This is a genomic window from Kaistella sp., assembly GCF_032060305.1.
GTDB classification, from domain to species: domain Bacteria; phylum Bacteroidota; class Bacteroidia; order Flavobacteriales; family Weeksellaceae; genus Kaistella; species Kaistella yananensis.
This window is the reverse complement of sequence record NZ_DAMBHK010000005.1, coordinates 1-18,100: the sequence shown is the minus strand read 5'-3', so window position 1 is coordinate 18,100 and position 18,100 is coordinate 1. Positions and strand designations below refer to the sequence as shown.

14 protein-coding genes and 1 pseudogene are annotated in these 18,100 nt (G+C 42.3%); 1 reads left to right on the top strand and 14 read right to left on the bottom strand.

Annotated features, from left to right (window positions below; genetic code table 11):
- Positions 1-172 precede the first annotated feature (172 nt).
- The 6 genes from V5N63_RS01340 to V5N63_RS01315 all read right to left on the bottom strand — a co-directional run bounded on the left by V5N63_RS01340 (position 173) and on the right by V5N63_RS01315 (position 6,541).
- Positions 173-1,129, bottom strand: a complete 957-nt coding sequence (locus V5N63_RS01340; RefSeq protein WP_332032320.1) for a glycosyltransferase — start codon at positions 1,127-1,129, stop codon at positions 173-175.
- A 4-nt stretch (positions 1,130-1,133) separates the two neighbouring features.
- Positions 1,134-2,240, bottom strand: a complete 1,107-nt coding sequence (locus V5N63_RS01335; RefSeq protein WP_332032318.1) for a TDP-N-acetylfucosamine:lipid II N-acetylfucosaminyltransferase — start codon at positions 2,238-2,240, stop codon at positions 1,134-1,136.
- Between the two features lies 1 nt (position 2,241).
- Positions 2,242-2,883 (bottom strand): acetyltransferase, encoded by a 642-nt coding sequence (locus V5N63_RS01330; protein ID WP_332032316.1) that lies wholly within the window; start codon positions 2,881-2,883, stop codon positions 2,242-2,244.
- Between the two features lie 2 nt (positions 2,884-2,885).
- Positions 2,886-3,968: a DegT/DnrJ/EryC1/StrS family aminotransferase gene (locus tag V5N63_RS01325; protein ID WP_332032314.1), complete on the bottom strand. Its 1,083-nt coding sequence runs from the start codon at positions 3,966-3,968 to the stop codon at positions 2,886-2,888.
- Entirely contained in the window at positions 3,965-5,398 is a 1,434-nt protein-coding gene (locus tag V5N63_RS01320; protein WP_332032312.1) for a lipopolysaccharide biosynthesis protein, read from the bottom strand. The genes V5N63_RS01325 and V5N63_RS01320 overlap by 4 nt, the downstream gene beginning before the upstream one ends.
- Positions 5,399-5,902: 504 nt before the next feature.
- Positions 5,903-6,541 (bottom strand): DUF6266 family protein, encoded by a 639-nt coding sequence (locus V5N63_RS01315; RefSeq protein ID WP_332032310.1) that lies wholly within the window; start codon positions 6,539-6,541, stop codon positions 5,903-5,905.
- A 600-nt stretch (positions 6,542-7,141) separates the two neighbouring features.
- On the opposite strand from V5N63_RS01315, the gene V5N63_RS01310 reads away from it, so the two are divergent.
- Positions 7,142-7,708: a helix-turn-helix domain-containing protein gene (locus V5N63_RS01310; protein WP_332032308.1), complete on the top strand. Its 567-nt coding sequence runs from the start codon at positions 7,142-7,144 to the stop codon at positions 7,706-7,708.
- Positions 7,709-7,980: 272 nt separating this feature from the next.
- Here V5N63_RS01310 and V5N63_RS01305 read toward each other — a convergent pair whose 3' ends face one another.
- From V5N63_RS01305 to glyA, 8 genes and pseudogenes are all read right to left on the bottom strand, one after another.
- Positions 7,981-9,147: a nucleotide sugar dehydrogenase gene (locus V5N63_RS01305; protein ID WP_332032306.1), complete on the bottom strand. Its 1,167-nt coding sequence runs from the start codon at positions 9,145-9,147 to the stop codon at positions 7,981-7,983.
- Entirely contained in the window at positions 9,147-10,610 is a 1,464-nt protein-coding gene (locus V5N63_RS01300) for a nucleotide sugar dehydrogenase (protein ID WP_332032304.1), read from the bottom strand. The genes V5N63_RS01305 and V5N63_RS01300 overlap by 1 nt, the downstream gene beginning before the upstream one ends.
- Positions 10,611-11,229: 619 nt before the next feature.
- Complete coding sequence (locus V5N63_RS01295) at positions 11,230-12,198, bottom strand: SDR family oxidoreductase (protein WP_332032302.1); 969 nt, start codon at positions 12,196-12,198, stop codon at positions 11,230-11,232.
- 339 nt (positions 12,199-12,537) lie between these two features.
- Positions 12,538-14,862 (bottom strand): GumC family protein, encoded by a 2,325-nt coding sequence (locus tag V5N63_RS01290; RefSeq protein ID WP_332032300.1) that lies wholly within the window; start codon positions 14,860-14,862, stop codon positions 12,538-12,540.
- A 6-nt stretch (positions 14,863-14,868) separates the two neighbouring features.
- Positions 14,869-15,666, bottom strand: a complete 798-nt coding sequence (locus V5N63_RS01285) for a polysaccharide biosynthesis/export family protein (protein ID WP_332032298.1) — start codon at positions 15,664-15,666, stop codon at positions 14,869-14,871.
- Between the two features lie 73 nt (positions 15,667-15,739).
- Positions 15,740-16,381: an outer membrane beta-barrel protein gene (locus V5N63_RS01280; RefSeq protein WP_332032296.1), complete on the bottom strand. Its 642-nt coding sequence runs from the start codon at positions 16,379-16,381 to the stop codon at positions 15,740-15,742.
- A gap of 340 nt (positions 16,382-16,721) precedes the next feature.
- Positions 16,722-17,180 (bottom strand): regulatory protein RecX, encoded by a 459-nt coding sequence (locus V5N63_RS01275; protein WP_332032294.1) that lies wholly within the window; start codon positions 17,178-17,180, stop codon positions 16,722-16,724.
- Between the two features lie 648 nt (positions 17,181-17,828).
- Positions 17,829-18,100: pseudogene (gene glyA, locus V5N63_RS01270) on the bottom strand (serine hydroxymethyltransferase); the annotation flags it as partial.

Genomic DNA, 18,100 nt, shown 5'->3' with positions numbered 1-18,100 from the left:
ATACTATTTGCATGAAATATTTTCTATGATTATCTTAGTCGGATCTCCTGCTGCTAAACAATTTGTTTAATCTGATCTGAATAACATTTGAATTAGAAATTTTAAAAGCTATTTCTATATTCATTATCGGGGAGATTTTAAAAACTTCATTATTTTTTATTTTTTCATAAAATCATGAAAAAATTTTTCTCCTTTTTAATAACCGCCAGACAAATGTTTTAATCAACTGTTTATTATATCTAAAATCGTTTTTAAAAGATAAATTATTAAAAACAGTAATTAGACTATCTTTTAAGGGCAAGTGTATTAACTGCATGTAAATATAATTGGTCGTATAAGATTTCCTTAACATATTTGTTATCTCAGTATATCTATTTTCGGTGTATAGATCAAATTCTCCTAATAAGGATTGTAACGTAAGGTAATGTTCTACATATTTTTCATAAGTGAGACTAGCAGTCCATGAATTCGATGCCATCTGTCTGTAAGCTGCTGTTTTATCACTAATATATCCAATTTCACCTTTTGTAACCGCTAATAAAGCTAGGAACATATCGCCAGCGGTTGCATTTTTAAAAAATGGAGGAATTGGTAATAAATCATCTTTTTTAAAAACAACGGAAGCGGTAGCAAAGTTTCCTCCTCCATTCTGTAAGAATAATTTTTTAGAAATTAAACCTGATGTGAATAATTTATTCGAGAAATATTCTTCTTCTATAGTGCCTCGTAAAGAAATAGCTGCTGTAAATACAAATACACACTCCTTATACTCTTCGAAAAAATCCACCTGTTTCTGCAACTTCAAAGGATCAGTCCAGTAATCATCGCCTTCGCAGAGGGCAATATATTTTCCGGTTGCCTGTTCTAATGCCCATATAAAATTAGGCATCATGCCCTTATTGGCTGCATGTTTAGTATATTTTATTTCAAAATTGCTTGGTGCCGGATTTTCTAAGAAATACTTCTTCACTATCTCCTCGGTGGCATCTGGAGAGTTGTCGTTTGCGATAATAAATTCCACGGGTCCGGAATATTGTTGCATCATCACTCCATCAAGGGTTTCTTTGATGTATTTCTCGTGACCATAAGTGATGGTTACTACACTAACTTTTGGTAAATTCTTATTCATACTTTTATGCCAACATAATTATTCTTTCCGTATTCTCTCTATTGATCTGTTTTCCCCAAAGTGCTCTTAAGATTTCCCGATTCTGTAAATGAGTTTCGGAATCCACTGTTTCATGTAACAATTGTCTATTGTCGAGTAACTGATCAAAAGAATATACCGCAAGACCATTCTTGATGAGATAATTATATACTACACTTTCCCTAAAGAAAAATAACCGAGCTCCCATGTAAATTAAATAGATCACATTTCCCATTGCCTGTTGCCTAATATGTCCCATAAAAACATTACTACATTGGGAAAGTATATTATTATATTCGTCCACTGTCAGGAAATCCTCCAGTAATATGATATTTTTTACATTAATATCCCTTTTCAAAAGATATTTTTTCAAGCGATCTATATATCCTTTCTCTCCATAACTTACCGGTATGAAGATTTTTTCATTAGAGAGATTTAGTTGGTCAATAATCTTGATAAGATCATAGTGATTATTGGTAGCAGTAGCACTATTCCCTAAAAGTACAGCATCCCCAAGTATTGGCAAATCGGATCTATAGTGGTCTTCTAGATTACCATAATTCCATGCAACGTATTGAGGCTTAAAATTCTTATAGTTTTTCTTAATTAGTGAAAAGTCTTCCTCTAATACTGGTGAAAAGTAATTTACTCTATTCAGTAAATTTACATTTTTGTTGTTTTTATACTTTTTCAGAATTTTGAGAAAAAAGTTGTCTTTTATTCCAAGTTGGGCTTTTGTTAATTCCTTATATATTGAGAAATTATTAAGCGTATTGATCAACCAATAGTAATCTCCACCCCATCCAATCCATAAAATTTTTGTTTTAATTCTTTGGTTTTTAAGCAAATCAAAATATCTTACATCCATGAAGTGAATAATAATTAAATCATAAGAATTTAAGATTACCTCTGTTTCTGGATGTTTAAAATAATTTTCATCTGCTATAGAACACTTAAAACGAATGTGCTTCAATTGAGAATTATTACTGAAAATAGTAAAATGCGAATGGGCTAATGATTCAAACTGCTTGAATTCATCATAAGCTTTATCTATAAACTTTTCATCATTGGCAAAATGAATAATTCTTTTCATTCTATGGCTTTATCAATTCTTTCTTAATCACCGCTGGTATTCCGGCGACCATCACTTTTTCAGGCACATTATTCCTCACCACTGCTCCTGCAGCAATGACCGAATTGCTACCAATAACCACATCAGGAAAAATTACGGAGCCTGCTCCGATACTTACAAAATTACCAATATGCACTCTTCCCAGGATGTTGACCGATGGTGAGATTTCACAAAACTCCCCAATTTTAACATCATGAGTAATCACTGAATTATAATAAATCATGGTGCCCTTTCCTATTTCTACATCATTTGAAATTTTCGCTCCTGGAAGGATATTACATCCTGAACTGATGTTAATTCCAAAATTTCCTATTTCAGCATTTTTGCTGATGGTACTGCTTAGCTCGCCCCCTATATTTTCAAATTGGTTACAAAGTTTTTTGCGCAAAAGAGGATTTCCAATACCTAAAACAAATTGATTTGAGGTTTCTTTGAAATAGGTTTTTGCTTGCTCCATTGTTCTTAAAATAGGAAATTGCCCGAATAATTTCTCATGCACATCGTCATTCACATCATCATAAAAACAAAGATCTTCTGTTTGTCCGTTTTGATGAAGAATCTCAAGCACTTCTTTTGCGAAACCTTTCGCACCAATGATCAGCATAATCAGTTATTTTGAACTCTTAATATTAAACGACAGATTAAATCCACTTCTTCCAAAGTGAGGTCATAATACAGAGGTAAACACAAAACCCTTTGTGCAATATCGCTTGTTACCAGCAATTCCTGAGGCTTCACGTAAGGCAAAGAAGATGCTAGGGAAGGATAAAAATATCTGCGGGTAAAGATTTCATTCAGTTTCAGCAGCTCCACACATTTCAACATCAATGCTTCCGATTCGAACACCAAAGGATAATAGGCAAAGTTGTTTTCGGAACCGGCATGCCATATGGGTCTTCTTGCTTTTAGGTTTTTTAGTTTTTCATCATACCTTTCGGTGAGTTCCTTTCTTCTCTGATGGATGGCGTCCAAATATTTCAGGTTTGCCAATCCCATCGCGGCATGGTATTCCGAGTTTTTTCCATTAATTCCTAATTCAGCAAAGCTTTCCGGACCATCGAAACCAAAGTTTCTCATGTACGCTAACTTTTTCAACAAAATAGCATCTTTGGTAATCACCAATCCGCCCTCTACTGAATGATAGAGCTTGGTAGCATGCAGCGAACAGGTAGAAATATCTCCGTACTCAAAGATCGATTTCCCATTCACCTCCACTCCAAAAGCGTGAGCGGCATCGTATATCACTTTAAGCTGATGCTTTTGGGCAATCTCTTCAATTTTCTCCACATCGCAAGGATTACCATAAACATGCGTCGCCAGGATGGCGGAGGTTTTATCAGTTATCGCTCCCTCAATAAGATCCGCATTGATATTCAGAGAATCTTCATCAATATCCACAAATACCGGTGTACATCCTTCCCACACAATGCTGCTCGTGGTCGCCACAAAGGAAAAGGGCGTGGTAATGATTTCTCCTTTCAGATATAAGGCTTTAATCGCCATTTGCAACGCCACCGTTCCGTTGGTCACAAAAAGCAGATGATCAAGTTTCAGATGTTCTTTCAGCCTAAGCTCAAGATCACTGGCAAGCGGCCCCATATTGGTGAGCCAATTGCGTTTCCAGATTCCATCAAGATAATGTTGGTAAACCTGTTGTGGCGGTAAAAAAGGTTTGGTTACGGGGATCATTTTTTGATAAGTTCTTTAATATAATTAATTTCTTTGAATTTAAATATCCATACAATTCCCAGATAAAGTCCAGCGTATATCAAGGATAACACGATTAATCTTGGCAAATCTAACCATTTATTGAAAAAGAAATGATCAGCTAAATAAATAACTGATGCAAGAAATGCAGAAAGAAATATGATGGGCATTAAATCCTTTAACTGTTGGAACGATCCATATTTTAAATATTTTCCGGTATAATGGGTATTGATAAAAAATGCCAAAACTGAAAATATAACCTGTCCCCAAACAATTCCTATGATGCCGAAAGGTACGGATGCAAGCAGCGATATGATTTGCAATCCTTTTTTCCAAAATTCGAGCTTTAAGAATAGATCTGAACGACCTTTTACGTTCAATATATTAAGGTTATATGCATGAATTGGATACAGGATGCCTGACAAGACGAGAACCTGCAGATAAGGTACTGCCGGCAACCATTTGTCAGTCAATAAAAAGCGGATCATTGGTTCTGCTACTATCATCATCAAAAATAAAACGGGTGCAATAATAAAAATCACCAGTTTCATCAATTTTTTGTACACCTCTTTCAGCTTCTCATCATTATTCTTTAATTGAGCAAATAGAGGAAAGGTTACTTTGTTAAGTGCTGTTGAAAGATTTGCAACAGGTAATTGTTTGAGATTATCTGCTCTATTGTAATATCCTAACTGGGCATTGGAAAAGTATTTTCCGATAAGAATAGTGTAGATATTGTTAAACACGGTATCTAACAGGCCAGATAAGGTCATTTTATATCCAAAGCTAAAATGCTCTTTGAACTTCGGTTGATCAAAAAGCAGTAATGGTCTCCATTTGCTATACCACCACAACTGAACACCTCCAACAACTGCCTGTATGATCGGATAATAAACTAATGCCCAAATTCCAAAACCTATATAAGCCATCACAACGCCCGACACCGCTCCGATAATCAATGATGGTAATTGGATTTTGAACAGTGTCTTAAAATCCATAGCTTTCACAAATCTGGTTCCCTGTACTGCTGTTAAAGATCTAATGATAATGGTAATACTGTACACTCTGATGACTGAGGTCAGTATTTCTACTTTATAAAAGTTAGCAATCAGAGGGGCGGTAAAAAAAATAATAAGATACATGGCAACCGCGACCATTATATTGAACCAAAAGATGGTGGATAAATCACGGTCATCTGCTTCTGTAGATCGAATGAGACTTGAAGACATTCCCCCGTCAACCAATGAAGAGGCAACCGACATTACCACACTAAACATTGCAATAGTTCCGAAATCAGAAGGCAGTAATAATCTTGCAAGAATAATACTTACTGCAAAAGTAATCAACTGGACACCAAATTGCTGGGAGAAAGTCCAGATCATTCCGGACACGGCCTGTTTTTTTAATGACATTCGTTCATTTTACTTTATATAATTGGTTAAGAATCAACCCATCATATCCCTGAAATAGAATCTCTGATTACCTCTCAAATTTTCCCAATCCAAATCTTTAGCGGCAATATGCCAAGCATTGCAAACAAGGGACTTGGGTATTTCAGGCGTTTAAAATTTTCAGCAAAAGTAGCCATTTTATTTTAAACATTGACGCAATGGGATATAAGAAATCTTGTTAATGTGGGTTTGTGTATATTGTAAACAATGCAAAGCACAATCTCTTTCGAGGGGTGATGGAAGATGGATGAGGGATTCTAGATTTTAGATTTTAGGTGCTGGAAGCCACAAGCCACAAGCCACAAGCCAGATGCCAGATGCCAGATGCTAGATTTTAGCTGAAGTAACTCATTGAGTATGGCGTATTGCTTATTGCGTATTACTTACTGCTTATTGCCTACTGCGTAAATAAAAACAACTCCCAAAGCATGAAGTCTGGGAGTTGCCTGGCGCTTGTAGCGAGTACTAATCGAGAACAAGTTTGCCCAGATAAACCGAATTAGAAGAAAATTTAATGGCACTGCTGTACAGAAATGCGTAGGCTTCCACTGCGGTACCTGCCAAATTTGCGGGCAAAGTAATGCTGGCAGTGAGCGCACTGCGTTCCGCTACGTTTTCATACACGAAGAACATCTGATGTTCCACACTGTAAAAAACCACATGCACGGCATCTTCCGCTTTTGCATTACCCATCGTAGAATTGTCTTCCCAATTCAGCGTCACTTCAGTTCCCGTGTGCGCCACAGTCGGGTTTTGGAAACTGTAAAGCACCCCTTTAGAGACCATCACCCTGTTGAACAGCATCGTTGCCACTTCACCCGTCACCTCTACTGCATTGAGGAGGTGGTAGGACGTTGCAAGATTATACCTGCTCTTCACCCCAACATCATTGCTGAAATACCTGCTCAAAGTATCCCGCAAAGGATTGAGGAATTCACTGACTGCCTTAAACTTCAGCCGTTGAATTTTTTGCAGTTCTGTAGGGTTATCTGCCCTTCTTTTGGGTAAAGCCTTAATAATATCTTCACCTCGCCATGTGGAACCAACTACGGTTCCAACTTTTCCCTGGAATCCACCGAGGATTCCGATCTGAATTTTTCCCATTTCTTTTATTTTTTAGGGATTAAACATTTAAAAATACCGATACTTCGAAACGACTCTGCAGCATCATTTCTACCACAAACATACAATGTAAAACCCTGATTTACAAGAACTGACGCGAATCGTCGTTCTGTGTCTGAATCCCCAAATAAAGCTGTCGTGTTTTGTCACCTATTGTCGCCGGGAGGCAAAATAGACCATCCAAAATCTAAAAAATTGGAAAAAGGAAAGGAACTGGAAAAAGCCATCCAATGAAATTGGCTTTTGGCAGGGTTGGCTTCGAATCACATTCGAATCAAATAGCAGTTGGCTTCGGCAACAAGGTACCTTTTCCGAAGCTGATTCGAAGGAAACTGCCTTTTGACCCAAATCCTACCTCCGGAAAGCAGAATATAGAATCTGTTCATAAACCCTCTATTCATGCACCTTTTTTGTAATTTTTGACAATTTTTCAGCTTAAATCACTTATTTTTTCCGTTTAGGCTTTTTAATAAAAAAACAAAATTCTATTTTTGACGGGTACGCCTGAACAAAGCGTTGATTAAATCATCAGCTAAAAGGTTCAGGCTGTGCGAAATACTAATTTTTTAAAAATTAAAAATTATGGAATTTTTAGCAAAATCTGGGGATCTTCAGGCAGCAATTAATCTTATTACCGAATGTTTAGTAGAGACCGTCAAAGCTCCCCAAATTTACAGCGCACATCAAGACGATTTAGATGCAACGTTTTATGACAATGTGAGCATGTGCGAGCATCTGCATGTTACTGAAAGAACATTGCAACGCTATAGGAAAGCCGGAAAAATAAGATCTACGGTCATAAAAGGCAAAGTTTATTATCCCAAAAATTTTATGGTCAGTCCCGGAGATGCAGACCACTTCGGCCATACTTCCATAAAATATTGCGAACCTGACCCCCATAAAGAGGTCATACCACAGCCAAGGACAAGACCAAGAAGCAAGATTATCGATCTCCATCGCCTTAAAGAAAAAATTGCCCAGTGCAAATGGGAACACCGACAGTACAATAGCCAAGAAGTCTGTCGGATTCGGAAGCTCTTTCAAAAGGCGCGCTGTGCGAAAGGCCAAAATCTGCAACTATGGCCAAAGAAGATTAAATTAGTTTCCCTGCCATTCAAGAAACCCAAGAAAATGTGTTTTCATCCTTAAAAAAATAATCCCTGGCTGTGAGCCGGGGATTTTCTTTTGGTTGATTGGAAAGGTGTTATGAGTTAGAAGCTAGAGGTTCGAGGTTAGAGTTTAGATATCAAAAGTTAGAATGAATGCAGGTGACGGGGAAATGGGTACTTGAGAGATGTTTATATACTATGAACATAATGGTGTACAGAAGGATTACTCAAATCCCGTTAATCATTCATACCTTTTACCTATACTTCATACCTCATCCTCCATACCTCATCCTCCAAACTTCATCGTCCCCCTTAGTCGTTCCCAAACAGATCCCTGGTATAAACCTTCTCCTTCACATCATCCAGTTCGGGAGCTTTTCGGTTGGAGATGATGACATCACATTCTTTTTTAAATGCTTCTAAGTCCTGGGTCACCCGCGATCCGAAAAAGGTTTCTTCTTTCAGTACCGGTTCATACACCACCACTTCCACGCCCTTCGCCTTGATTCTTTTCATGACGCCCTGAATGGCAGAAGCACGGAAATTATCGGAACCGGATTTCATAATTAAGCGGTAAACTCCCACCTTTTTAGGATTTCGCGCGAGAATAGAATCGGCGATAAAATCTTTTCGGGTACGGTTCGCGTCAACAATTGCTCCAATGATATTGTTCGGCACCGCATCATAATTCGCCAGCAGCTGCTTGGTGTCTTTAGGAAGACAATACCCGCCATATCCAAAAGACGGGTTATTATAATGATGACCAATCCGCGGATCAAGGCCTACGCCTTCAATAATCTGGCGGCTGTCCAGCTCATGAATTTGGGCATAACTGTCGAGTTCATTGAAATAAGCCACCCGGAGTGCCAGATACGTGTTCGAAAAAAGCTTGATGGCTTCGGCTTCTGTCGCATTCGTGAAAAGAACAGGCACGTCTTTTTTAAGTGCCCCTTGCTTCAGCAAAGATGCAAATACCTCGGCTCTTTCACTCTGCTCGCCGACAATGATCCGGGAAGGATATAAATTGTCGTAGAGGGCTTTCCCTTCTCTCAGGAATTCCGGGGAGAAGATGATGTTTTCAAAATTAAGTTTCTTCCTGAGGCTTTCGGTAAATCCTACCGGTACCGTAGATTTAATGATGGCTACCGCTTTCGGATTGATCCGGATGAGGTCATGAATCACGTGCTCTACACTGCCGGTATCAAAATAATTGGTTTTGGGATCGTAATCGGTGGGCGTTGCCACGATAACAAAATCCGCATTCTCATAAGCGTCAGCAGGATCTGACGTAGCCCTGAAGTTCAGCGGTTGATGCTGCAGATAGTCGGTGATATAGTCATCCTCAATAGGCGACTTTTTCTCATTCAGTAACTGTACTTTCTCCGGCACGATGTCCAGCGCTACCACTTCGTGGTGCTGCGCCAGCAAAACGGCATTGGAAAGCCCTACATATCCGGTACCGGCAACTGCGATCTTCATTATAATTTAGAATTTGCGTGTTTAAGAATCCCTTTCACATCATAAACGATTCCATCTGATTTAAGGTTTAGGCTCAGGTCGAGGTCGAGGAATTCGTTGTGGGCAACTCCCAATACGATTGCATCGTATTGATGGGTTGAGGTGCTTTCCGGCTGCGCTGCGGAAAGAGGTTCCTCACTGCGTTCGGAATGACAGGTGTGATCTAATCTGTTGAGACAGGTGAGACCATACTCGTGTTTTACTTCTTCGGGATTGGCCCACGGGTCGTAAATGGTGACGTCGATTCCATAATCCTTCAAGGCAGCCACAACATCTACGATCTTGGTATTGCGGACATCCGGACAGTTTTCTTTAAAGGTAATACCCAGCATAAGCACCTTTGCGCCGTTGATGGCGATATTCTTTTTAATCATGGCTTTCACCACCTGCGACGCCACATAAGACCCCATAGAATCGTTCAGTCTTCTGCCCGCCAGGATAATTTCAGGATGGTAGCCGAGTTCCTGGGCTTTCTGCGCCAGGTAATAGGGATCAACGCCGATACAGTGTCCGCCTACGAGTCCCGGTTTAAAGGGCAGGAAGTTCCACTTGGTTCCTGCTGCTTCCAGCACGTCATGGGTATTGATGTCCATGAGGTTGAAGATTTTCGCCAGTTCATTCACAAACGCGATATTGATGTCGCGCTGCGAATTCTCAATCACCTTCGCGGCTTCCGCCACTTTAATCGTAGGGGCAAGGTGAGTTCCGGCGATGATGACCGATTTATACAGATCATCCACCACTTTTCCAATCTCCGGTGTAGAGCCTGAGGTCACTTTTAATATTTTTTCTACGGTATGTTCTTTATCGCCAGGATTGATCCTCTCTGGGGAATACCCTGCAAAGAAATCTTCATTGAACTTCAGTCCGGAGATCTTTTCTAAGACCGGAATACATTCTTCTTCTGTCGCGCCGGGATACACCGTAGATTCATAAATCACGACATCCCCTTTCTTCAGTACCTTCCCTACGGTTTCGCTTGCTTTGTACAGCGGCGTAAGGTCAGGCTTGTTATTCTTGTCTACGGGCGTAGGTACCGTGATGATATAGATATTGGCGGCTGCGATGTCGGTGAGTTGGTGGGTGCAGTACAATCCGTTGAGCGGGGTGTTGGATGCTGGATGCTGGGAGCCGAGCATTCCTTCGGAATGAGTTTGCTTCGTCGCTCCTTCGTCGCTCCTCGCAATGACGGGTGGGACGCTGGGTGCGGGATGCTGGGAGCCGGAAGCCACCGGGTTCTCCGAAACAAGTACCGATTTGAGCAGATCTTCTTCCACCTCCAGGGTAAAGTCATTACCGGCATTGAGTTCAGCGATTCTTTTTTGGTTGATATCAAATCCTACCACAGGGTATTTGGTGGCAAAAAGCCGGGCCAGAGGAAGACCGACATATCCAAGGCCGATGATGGCGATTTTTTCTTTCATAGAATAGGGTGTTAAAAAGCGACACTGTTTCTGTAAAACACTGAAAAGTGAAGACTTAGCATTTCATTCACCTGCTTTTTTTCTTTTTTTGAAGCGACAAAGGTAAGTATTTATTTGCAAATGCCGGAGTGATGTGAAGTGAAGTTAACATAATAGATGCTGGGTGGTGGATGCCATGCTAGATTTTAGATTATAGATTTTAGATTATAGATGTTGTATCCTGGATGCTGGATGTCGGAAGATGGAAGATGGAAGAAGGGTGGCAGATGCCATGCTAAATTTTAGATTATAGATGTTGGATGTTGGATGCTGGGTGGTGGATGCTGGATGTTGGATGCTAAATGCTGGAAGCCAAACGCTAGCTAAACTGTAGCCACTCAACAGTCAATCACTCAAACACTCAATCCCTCAAACACTCAATCACCCCGCATCCCTCACTCAATCATTCAATCACTCCTTGCCGAGAATGACGAAGCAAACTCTTTTGCAAAGTCAAAAGCTCCTGCCTCATCCAGCTTCATACATTCAGCACCCATCACCCATCAAATCGCCACTCAATCACTCCTCTCTCACCCAACTTCATACCTCCAGCACCCAGCCTCCAGCACGCATCAAAGCCTCATCTCAAATGCTCCCAATACCAAGTCACCGCCTCTTTAAGTCCGGCCTGTATGTTGTGGGTAGGTTCGTAGCTCAAAAGTCTTTTCGCTTTCTCCACAGAAGCCAGCGAGTGCGGGATATCTCCGGCCCGCTCTGGTCCGTAAATGGTCTCTACATTCAGGATTTCGGGATCGAAAGTTCCCAGGTATTCTTTGAGATAAGCGACCAGCGTATTCAGGGTGGTACGGTCGCCCACTGCCGTGTTATAAACAGTGTTCACCGCCTCAGGGTTTTCGGAAAGCATGGCCTTCTCATTCATCTGGATGACATTGTCGATGTAGGTGAAATCGCGGGAATAATCGCCGGTACCGTTGATGACCGGACTTTCATGGTTCATCAGCTGGATGACAAACTTCGGAATCACCGCGGCATAGGCACCGTTGGGGTTCTGCTTCCTCCCAAAGACATTGAAATACCGGAGACCGATACACTCCATGCCGTAAGTTTTCGAAAACACATCAGCGTAGAGCTCGTTCACATATTTGGTGATGGCGTAGGGCGACAGCGGTCTTCCAATCACCTCCTCGACTTTCGGCAGGGAATCGGAGTCTCCGTAGGTGGAAGAACTGGCGGCATAGATAAAGCGTTTCACATGGGCATCACGCGCGGCCACGAGCATATTGAGGAAACCACTCACATTCACATCATTGCTCGTCACAGGATCATTAATGGACCGTGGCACCGAACCCAGGGCGGCCTGATGCAGCACATAATCCTGGCCTTCACAGCCTTTGGCGCACGTTTCAGCATCGCGGATATCCCCTTCAATCAGGACAAACTGCGGATGCTCCAGCAGATGCTCGATATTATGCATAAAACCTGTGGAAAAATTATCCAGACAGGTGACCCGGTCGCCTTTGCCGATGAAATATTCACAGAGATTCGAGCCGATAAATCCGGCACCGCCGGTGATGAGTATTTTTTTCATAGTATGATGGTGAACAGCATGCCCGTTCCAATAATGTTAACAGTCCGCAAATTTACAAAATACAGACCAGTATGGGTGGGGTTTGTGGTAATTTTGTGAAGGAGAGGAGAGGAGAGATTTTAGATTTTAGATTTTAGATGCTGGAAGCTGGATGATGGATGTTAGATTTTGGATGTCAGAAGCCAAACGCCAGAAGTTAAATGCCAGAAGCCACATGCCACATGCCAGAAGCCAGCCTCCATCAGCCAGCATTCCTCACTAAACCACTAAACAACTAAACTACTACACCACTCAACCACTCAACCACTAACCCATTCAATCACTCAACCACCCAGCATCCTACAGCCCAAACCGTTTCCACCACTTCGGTTTGTGGATGTGCTCTTCCGAATAATAGCCGTAGCCCAGTTTGGACCCATAGCGGGTATTCTCAGGTTTTACACTGTTGAGGACGAAGGCCATATTATCGATCCTGTTTTCGTTGCGGAACCCGTAAGCGAAATCGATCATTTCTTTCTCGGTAAAATCTGATTTTACCACATAGAGTACAGCGTCGGCATGTTCGATGAGGTGAAGGGTATCACTCACCAGCATTACGGGCGCGGAATCGAGGATGATATAATCATAGCGTTTTTTAAGTCCGGCAAGCATGGTGTCGAATTTTTCCATGTCGAGCAGGTCATTGGGGTTCGGGGCAATGCTGCCGCCAAACATCACATCGAGGTTTTCACTGAGTCCTGACGGTACGATAAAATGAGCAGGCTCGGTATCATCGGAAACCAGATAATCAGTAAGACCAGTATTTTTACCTTTAAAAAATCGATCGAGCTGAGGATTACGGATGTCGGCCCCGATAATGAGTACGGAACTGCTGCCGGATAAGGTTAGCGCGGTATTCATTGAAACAGTGGTTTTGCCCTCTCCCTTGATGGATGAAGTGACCAGTACCACCCCTCCTTTTTCCTGGGTTTTGGCTTTCAGAAGAAATTTAAGGTTGGAACTCAGGATCCTGAAGGATTCAGAAAATACTGAAAAATCATTGGCATGAACCAACTCATCCGGCGTGTCCTGTACCGGTATTTCACTAATAATAGAGGCATCGGGAAAATGCGCAAGAATATGTTCTTTGGTATGCACCTTGGTATCCAGGGTGTTTTTGGCAAAGAAGAAGACCAGCGGAAGCAGGAAGCCTGCGGCAAGCGCGCCCAGGATAATCTGCTGGTTCTGAGGCTGTACTTTGCCGGTGGTAAACGCCGGGTTTACGATTTTGGCTTTGGGGGCGGTCACCGCCAGGGTAATGGCATTCTCTTCCCTTTTCTGTAAAAGGTAGAGGTACAGCTGTTCTTTCAGCGTCTGCTGCCGGTCGATGCTTCGGAAGATCTTTTCCTGGGTAGGGTACCGGCTGATATTGCCTTTCGCGACATTGAGCTGGGCATTCGCCTGGGCAATCTGCAGCTGCAGGGTTTCGCGGCTTTCCATGAGGTTCTTACGGATCAGGTTGCGGAGTGCACCAATCTGCTTGTTCATCTCCACGACTGCAGGGTTTTCCCCTGTTGCCTGCTTCAGCACGCGGTTTCGGGTCAGCAGGAGTTCGTTATACTGACTGATTGCCGTTTCCGCTCCTGAACTCAGGCCCATCCCTGAGGGCAGAAGCTGGTCGCTGCCGCTGGCTGAAAGTACAGAATTCACCACATCCAGCTGCATGCTCTTTTCCACCACTGCTTTGGTGTTTTCCTCAGCACTGCCTAAAGCAATACCCGCCTGCGCATCGAGGTTGGTGATCTGGTTGGAACGCTTGAAATTTTCTTTTTGTCCCTCAATACCCGACAGGTCTTCCGTGATGATTTCCAGTCTTTCGTTAATGAAATTCTGGGTATTCTGGGCTTCCTCATTTTTATCGTTCACCCCGTCGATAAGGTACTGTTTGCTGAGCTCATTGAGGATATCCTCAGATTTTCTCGGTACAGGTCCGACCATAGAGACCTCCATGAGCATGCCCTTGTTGGGAGGCAGGCTGACATTGATGGTTGATTCCAACCCACTCACCACCCTGGCGATATTTTTAAAAACAATCTTCAGAGGAACCTTATTTCTGGTGCCGGGTTTTGCGGCAATATGAATCACCCCAAACGAAACTTTCACGGGGCTTCCGAACCTGTAAATTTTACCGGAGCCGGAAAGCCGGTAGGAATTACTGCCTACAGGTGTCATTTCATAGGTGGCTCCGCTGAAGCCTGAGGGATTGTTTAAACTGACGATTCTCACCTCATAGGGCGAATTCCTGTAGAGTTCAAATTCCTTGATCTTTCCTGAACTGTACACGGAAACATCCAGGTTAAGATTACGGGCGACCTTCTCTAAAATGGGCTTTGAAACGATCACCGTAGTTTCACCCTGAAGCTCATCGGACCCGCTCACCCCCATGCCGAAATTTTTCAGGTCAGTGAGGGCGCTCGCATTCTTACCCTTCGACTCAAGCAGTTTTAGGGAAGTCTTGGTATGGTACTGGGGTTCGGCATACCGCAGATAAATTTGGGCAGCGGTATAGAAAATCACCATGCTGATGAGGAACCAGGGCCATTTCCTGAGGTATTTTACTATTTCTTTCTTGATATTAAGGGGCTTGGCCTTCTGTACAGGACCCGAAGATTCTAAAAGTTCCATCAATTTTTATTTTCGGGTTAAAGTAATAATCAGCGTAACAATTCCTAAAGCGACGCCTCCGTAGCGGATCCATTTATCCGTCGCCGAGTCGGTATTTACCGCCACCTGTTTGTTGCGGTCCGGTTCTACATAAAGGATGTCGTTCTGCTGTAAATAGTAATAGGGGGAATTCACAATAGAAGCCTCAGAGAGGTCGAGCGAGACCGTTTCATCTTTACCGGTGGCTTCAGAAGTCCGGATCAGTTTTATATTCGTCCGGTTCGCGTCATAGGTAAGATCGCCTGCCAACGCGATGGCCTGAAAAATATTGAGTTTTTCGGTGGGACTGGTTTTCTGTCCGGGACTTTTCACCTCCCCGAGCACACTGATGTTGAAATTGGTCAGGGTGATTGTAACGAGTGGATCGGTAAGATACCTTTTAAGCCGGCTTTCCAGGTCCTCCTTAAGTTGCTGCTTCGTCATGCCTTTGCAGTACACCGGTCCCAGTACAGGAAAAACAATGGTACCGTCGCTGCTCACCGTGTATTCACTGGGAGTAATTGCAGTATTGTTAGCTGTACTGCCAGATGTACCTGTTCGGTTCATTGTTCCGATGTTGAAAGGTCGTACCGCAATATCATCGAAAGCGGAAACTAAAATCTGAAGCTGGTCGCCTTCCTGGATATGAAGTCCGGCATATCGCGCCTGTGATACTTCCTGCTGGAAGTTATCATTGGACATATAAACGATATTCTTTTTAGGTTTACAGGAAGTCAGGAAGAGCGCAATAAAAAGGATATGAAATACGGCTGCGTATTTTTTCATTGTTAAATTTTAAGATTACAAAAGTAAAGCTATTTTCATCAGGCTGTAATCTTGGTCAAAAATCGTGCTGTTTTTACCACCAGTTCTCGTTCAGGTAATAATTCACCCCTAAAGCGATCAGCCTGTTGTAGGTATTGTTACGATCATTCTTTGGATACACCTTGCTGAAGCCGCGGTCGTAACGAAGAAAGGCAGACCACTGCTGGCTGATTTTGAGCCCTGCGCCGAAAGATACTCCGTATCCGAATTTTTCAATTTCATCGTCAAGATTTACCTTGTAATGCGTGAGATCGTATGCGGGATCAACCTTTCTGTCTTCTCGCACCAGATATTCAATCCGCGGTCCAGCGAATAAAAAAAGATCTCTTTTCATATTACCTTTATGAAAAAACCACTTCAGATAGACCTGCATGGCTAAATAGTCATGATGGAATTTCTGCAATCCATAAATATCTTTTTTTACCTCAGCATTTTCACCCTGCATACTGTATTCAACCTGTGGCACTACATAGAGCCAAGCAGAATCGAAGACATCATTCTCCACCAATGGAATCTCCGCGAAGATTCCTAATCCGCCACCGTATTTCCCTATAGACCTGTCGTGTACCCCTACGATAGAACCTCTGTGAATGTTCCCGGTAACACCATATTTAATTGACTGCGCGCTGATGGCAATGGCTAAAAAGAGGGCGAGGACTGTACTTATTTTCTTCATATCGGTCGATATTGGATGTTATCTGTTTATTTAATATTTGTGCAAATTAATTAAAATTATTTCAATAATGGGTATTTTTTTTAATCCCGCCGCAGATTAACTTTAGTTAAAACGCCATTTTCAGGGAAGAATTGCCTGCAAGGGATGGGAGATGGGAGATTTTGGATGATGGGTGATGGGTGATGGAAGATGGAAGATGGGTGCAAAAACAAGTGACAGGATAAACTTTGTCAAAGTATTGTTATACTGTTTAAAACTTTGACAAAGTGACAAATTCACCCCCCATCGCCACCCAAGTACTCAATCACTAAACCACTAAACCACTAAACCAGTCACAAACTCACCCACTCACCTTGAGAATCTCCTCATACTCAAAACCCCTTCCCAGCAGGTACTTAGTGGTCTTCGATTTCTTCTGATATTCCTTACCCGTCTGGCGGGCGTAGTACTGTTCATAGATTTTGAGGAGCGTCTTTTCATAATCCGCGTCATCGATTTCATCGAAACAGCGGTTGATCAGCTTCTCCGGCACGCCTTTAAATTTCAGGTGGTTCCGGATCTTGTTGCGGCCCCAGGATTTGATATAAAATTTCCCACGGATATAACTTCTCGTAAACCGTTCTTCGTTCAGGAAATTCTCCCGCATCAGGTAGAGCAGAATTTCTTCCTTGGCCTCCGGAATCAGCAGAAAATCCCGCATCTTCTGTTCCACTTCCTGATGACAGCGGTCCTGATAGCTGCAGTAAGCGGCCATTTTCTGTTTGATTTCGAGGAAAGTGTAAGACTTTTTCTGTTCCATTAATCGAAAAGAGGTTAACTATTAAAATATTCTTTATGCTTTTTGTTTTGTTTTCATCTCCTATTCTGCTTACTTTTTGTCTTAACACAAAAAGTAACAAAAAAGTCAAGACTGGATTTATTTGCTAAAAAAGTTGAATTTCTTCCAAGAAAATCCCCATAACTAGGGCGGATCGGAAGATTCAACCTCTTAAAACAATTTATTGCCGCCACTCGAACAATGGGGATTTTTATGTGTTAAGTGTGGAAAGGCCTGTGGGAAGAAATTCAAATTTTTCTTAACGCAAATAACTCCTAGGTCATCTCATTCACACATTGATAGATGAGGGGTCGAGGAAAAGAGAGCGAGTCTGTGGAAGCTGCAAAATCGTTGAGTAATTATTTATAATTCTTCACCCGTCGAACCACTAACAGTTTGACTCCCGATGCCCGTCGAGCCATTTTGTTAGGTTTTTAAAAATGGCCTACAAAAAAATCAGCTTCACTCCCTTTAGGGCCGGGGTAAAAGAAGCTGATTTTTTTGGTAATGATATTCCATCCAGCATAGGTCACCCAGCATCAAGCATCCCACACCTGTCACTCCGATGGAGCCTCACCGCGACGAAGCCGTAACGGTGCAGCATCCTTCCTTCATTACCCAGCTTCCCTCTTAATACTGAAACAGGGGCTTCTCATCCATCAGCGCATTCACTTTTGTGCGGACCTCGCTGATAACGGAGTCGTCTTTGAGGTTTATCACGACCTCATTGATGAGTCCGGCGATGGTCGACATGTCGTTCTCCTTAAGGCCGCGTGTGGTGATGGCCGCCGTACCGAGACGGATTCCCGAAGTAGTAAATGCTGATTTATCATCAAACGGCACCATATTTTTGTTGCAGGTGATGTCGGCTTTTACAAGGGCTTTCTCGGTTTCCTTGCCGT

Bases quoted from the DNA above. Each gene is read 5' to 3' on its own strand.
- V5N63_RS01300 (WP_332032304.1), bottom strand. From the start codon at position 10,610: ATGAAAGAAAAAATCGCCATCATCGGCCTTGGATATGTCGGTCTTCCT.
- V5N63_RS01335 (WP_332032318.1), bottom strand. From the start codon at position 2,240: ATGAAAAGAATTATTCATTTTGCCAATGATGAAAAGTTTATAGATAAA.
- V5N63_RS01285 (WP_332032298.1), bottom strand. From the start codon at position 15,666: ATGAAAAAATACGCAGCCGTATTTCATATCCTTTTTATTGCGCTCTTC.
- V5N63_RS01330 (WP_332032316.1), bottom strand. From the start codon at position 2,883: ATGCTGATCATTGGTGCGAAAGGTTTCGCAAAAGAAGTGCTTGAGATT.
- V5N63_RS01305 (WP_332032306.1), bottom strand. From the start codon at position 9,147: ATGAAGATCGCAGTTGCCGGTACCGGATATGTAGGGCTTTCCAATGCC.
- V5N63_RS01275 (WP_332032294.1), bottom strand. From the start codon at position 17,180: ATGGAACAGAAAAAGTCTTACACTTTCCTCGAAATCAAACAGAAAATG.
- V5N63_RS01325 (WP_332032314.1), bottom strand. From the start codon at position 3,968: ATGATCCCCGTAACCAAACCTTTTTTACCGCCACAACAGGTTTACCAA.
- V5N63_RS01315 (WP_332032310.1), bottom strand. From the start codon at position 6,541: ATGGGAAAAATTCAGATCGGAATCCTCGGTGGATTCCAGGGAAAAGTT.
- V5N63_RS01290 (WP_332032300.1), bottom strand. From the start codon at position 14,862: ATGGAACTTTTAGAATCTTCGGGTCCTGTACAGAAGGCCAAGCCCCTT.
- V5N63_RS01320 (WP_332032312.1), bottom strand. From the start codon at position 5,398: ATGTCATTAAAAAAACAGGCCGTGTCCGGAATGATCTGGACTTTCTCC.
- V5N63_RS01340 (WP_332032320.1), bottom strand. From the start codon at position 1,129: ATGAATAAGAATTTACCAAAAGTTAGTGTAGTAACCATCACTTATGGT.
- V5N63_RS01280 (WP_332032296.1), bottom strand. From the start codon at position 16,381: ATGAAGAAAATAAGTACAGTCCTCGCCCTCTTTTTAGCCATTGCCATC.
- V5N63_RS01295 (WP_332032302.1), bottom strand. From the start codon at position 12,198: ATGAAAAAAATACTCATCACCGGCGGTGCCGGATTTATCGGCTCGAAT.
- V5N63_RS01310 (WP_332032308.1), top strand. From the start codon at position 7,142: ATGGAATTTTTAGCAAAATCTGGGGATCTTCAGGCAGCAATTAATCTT.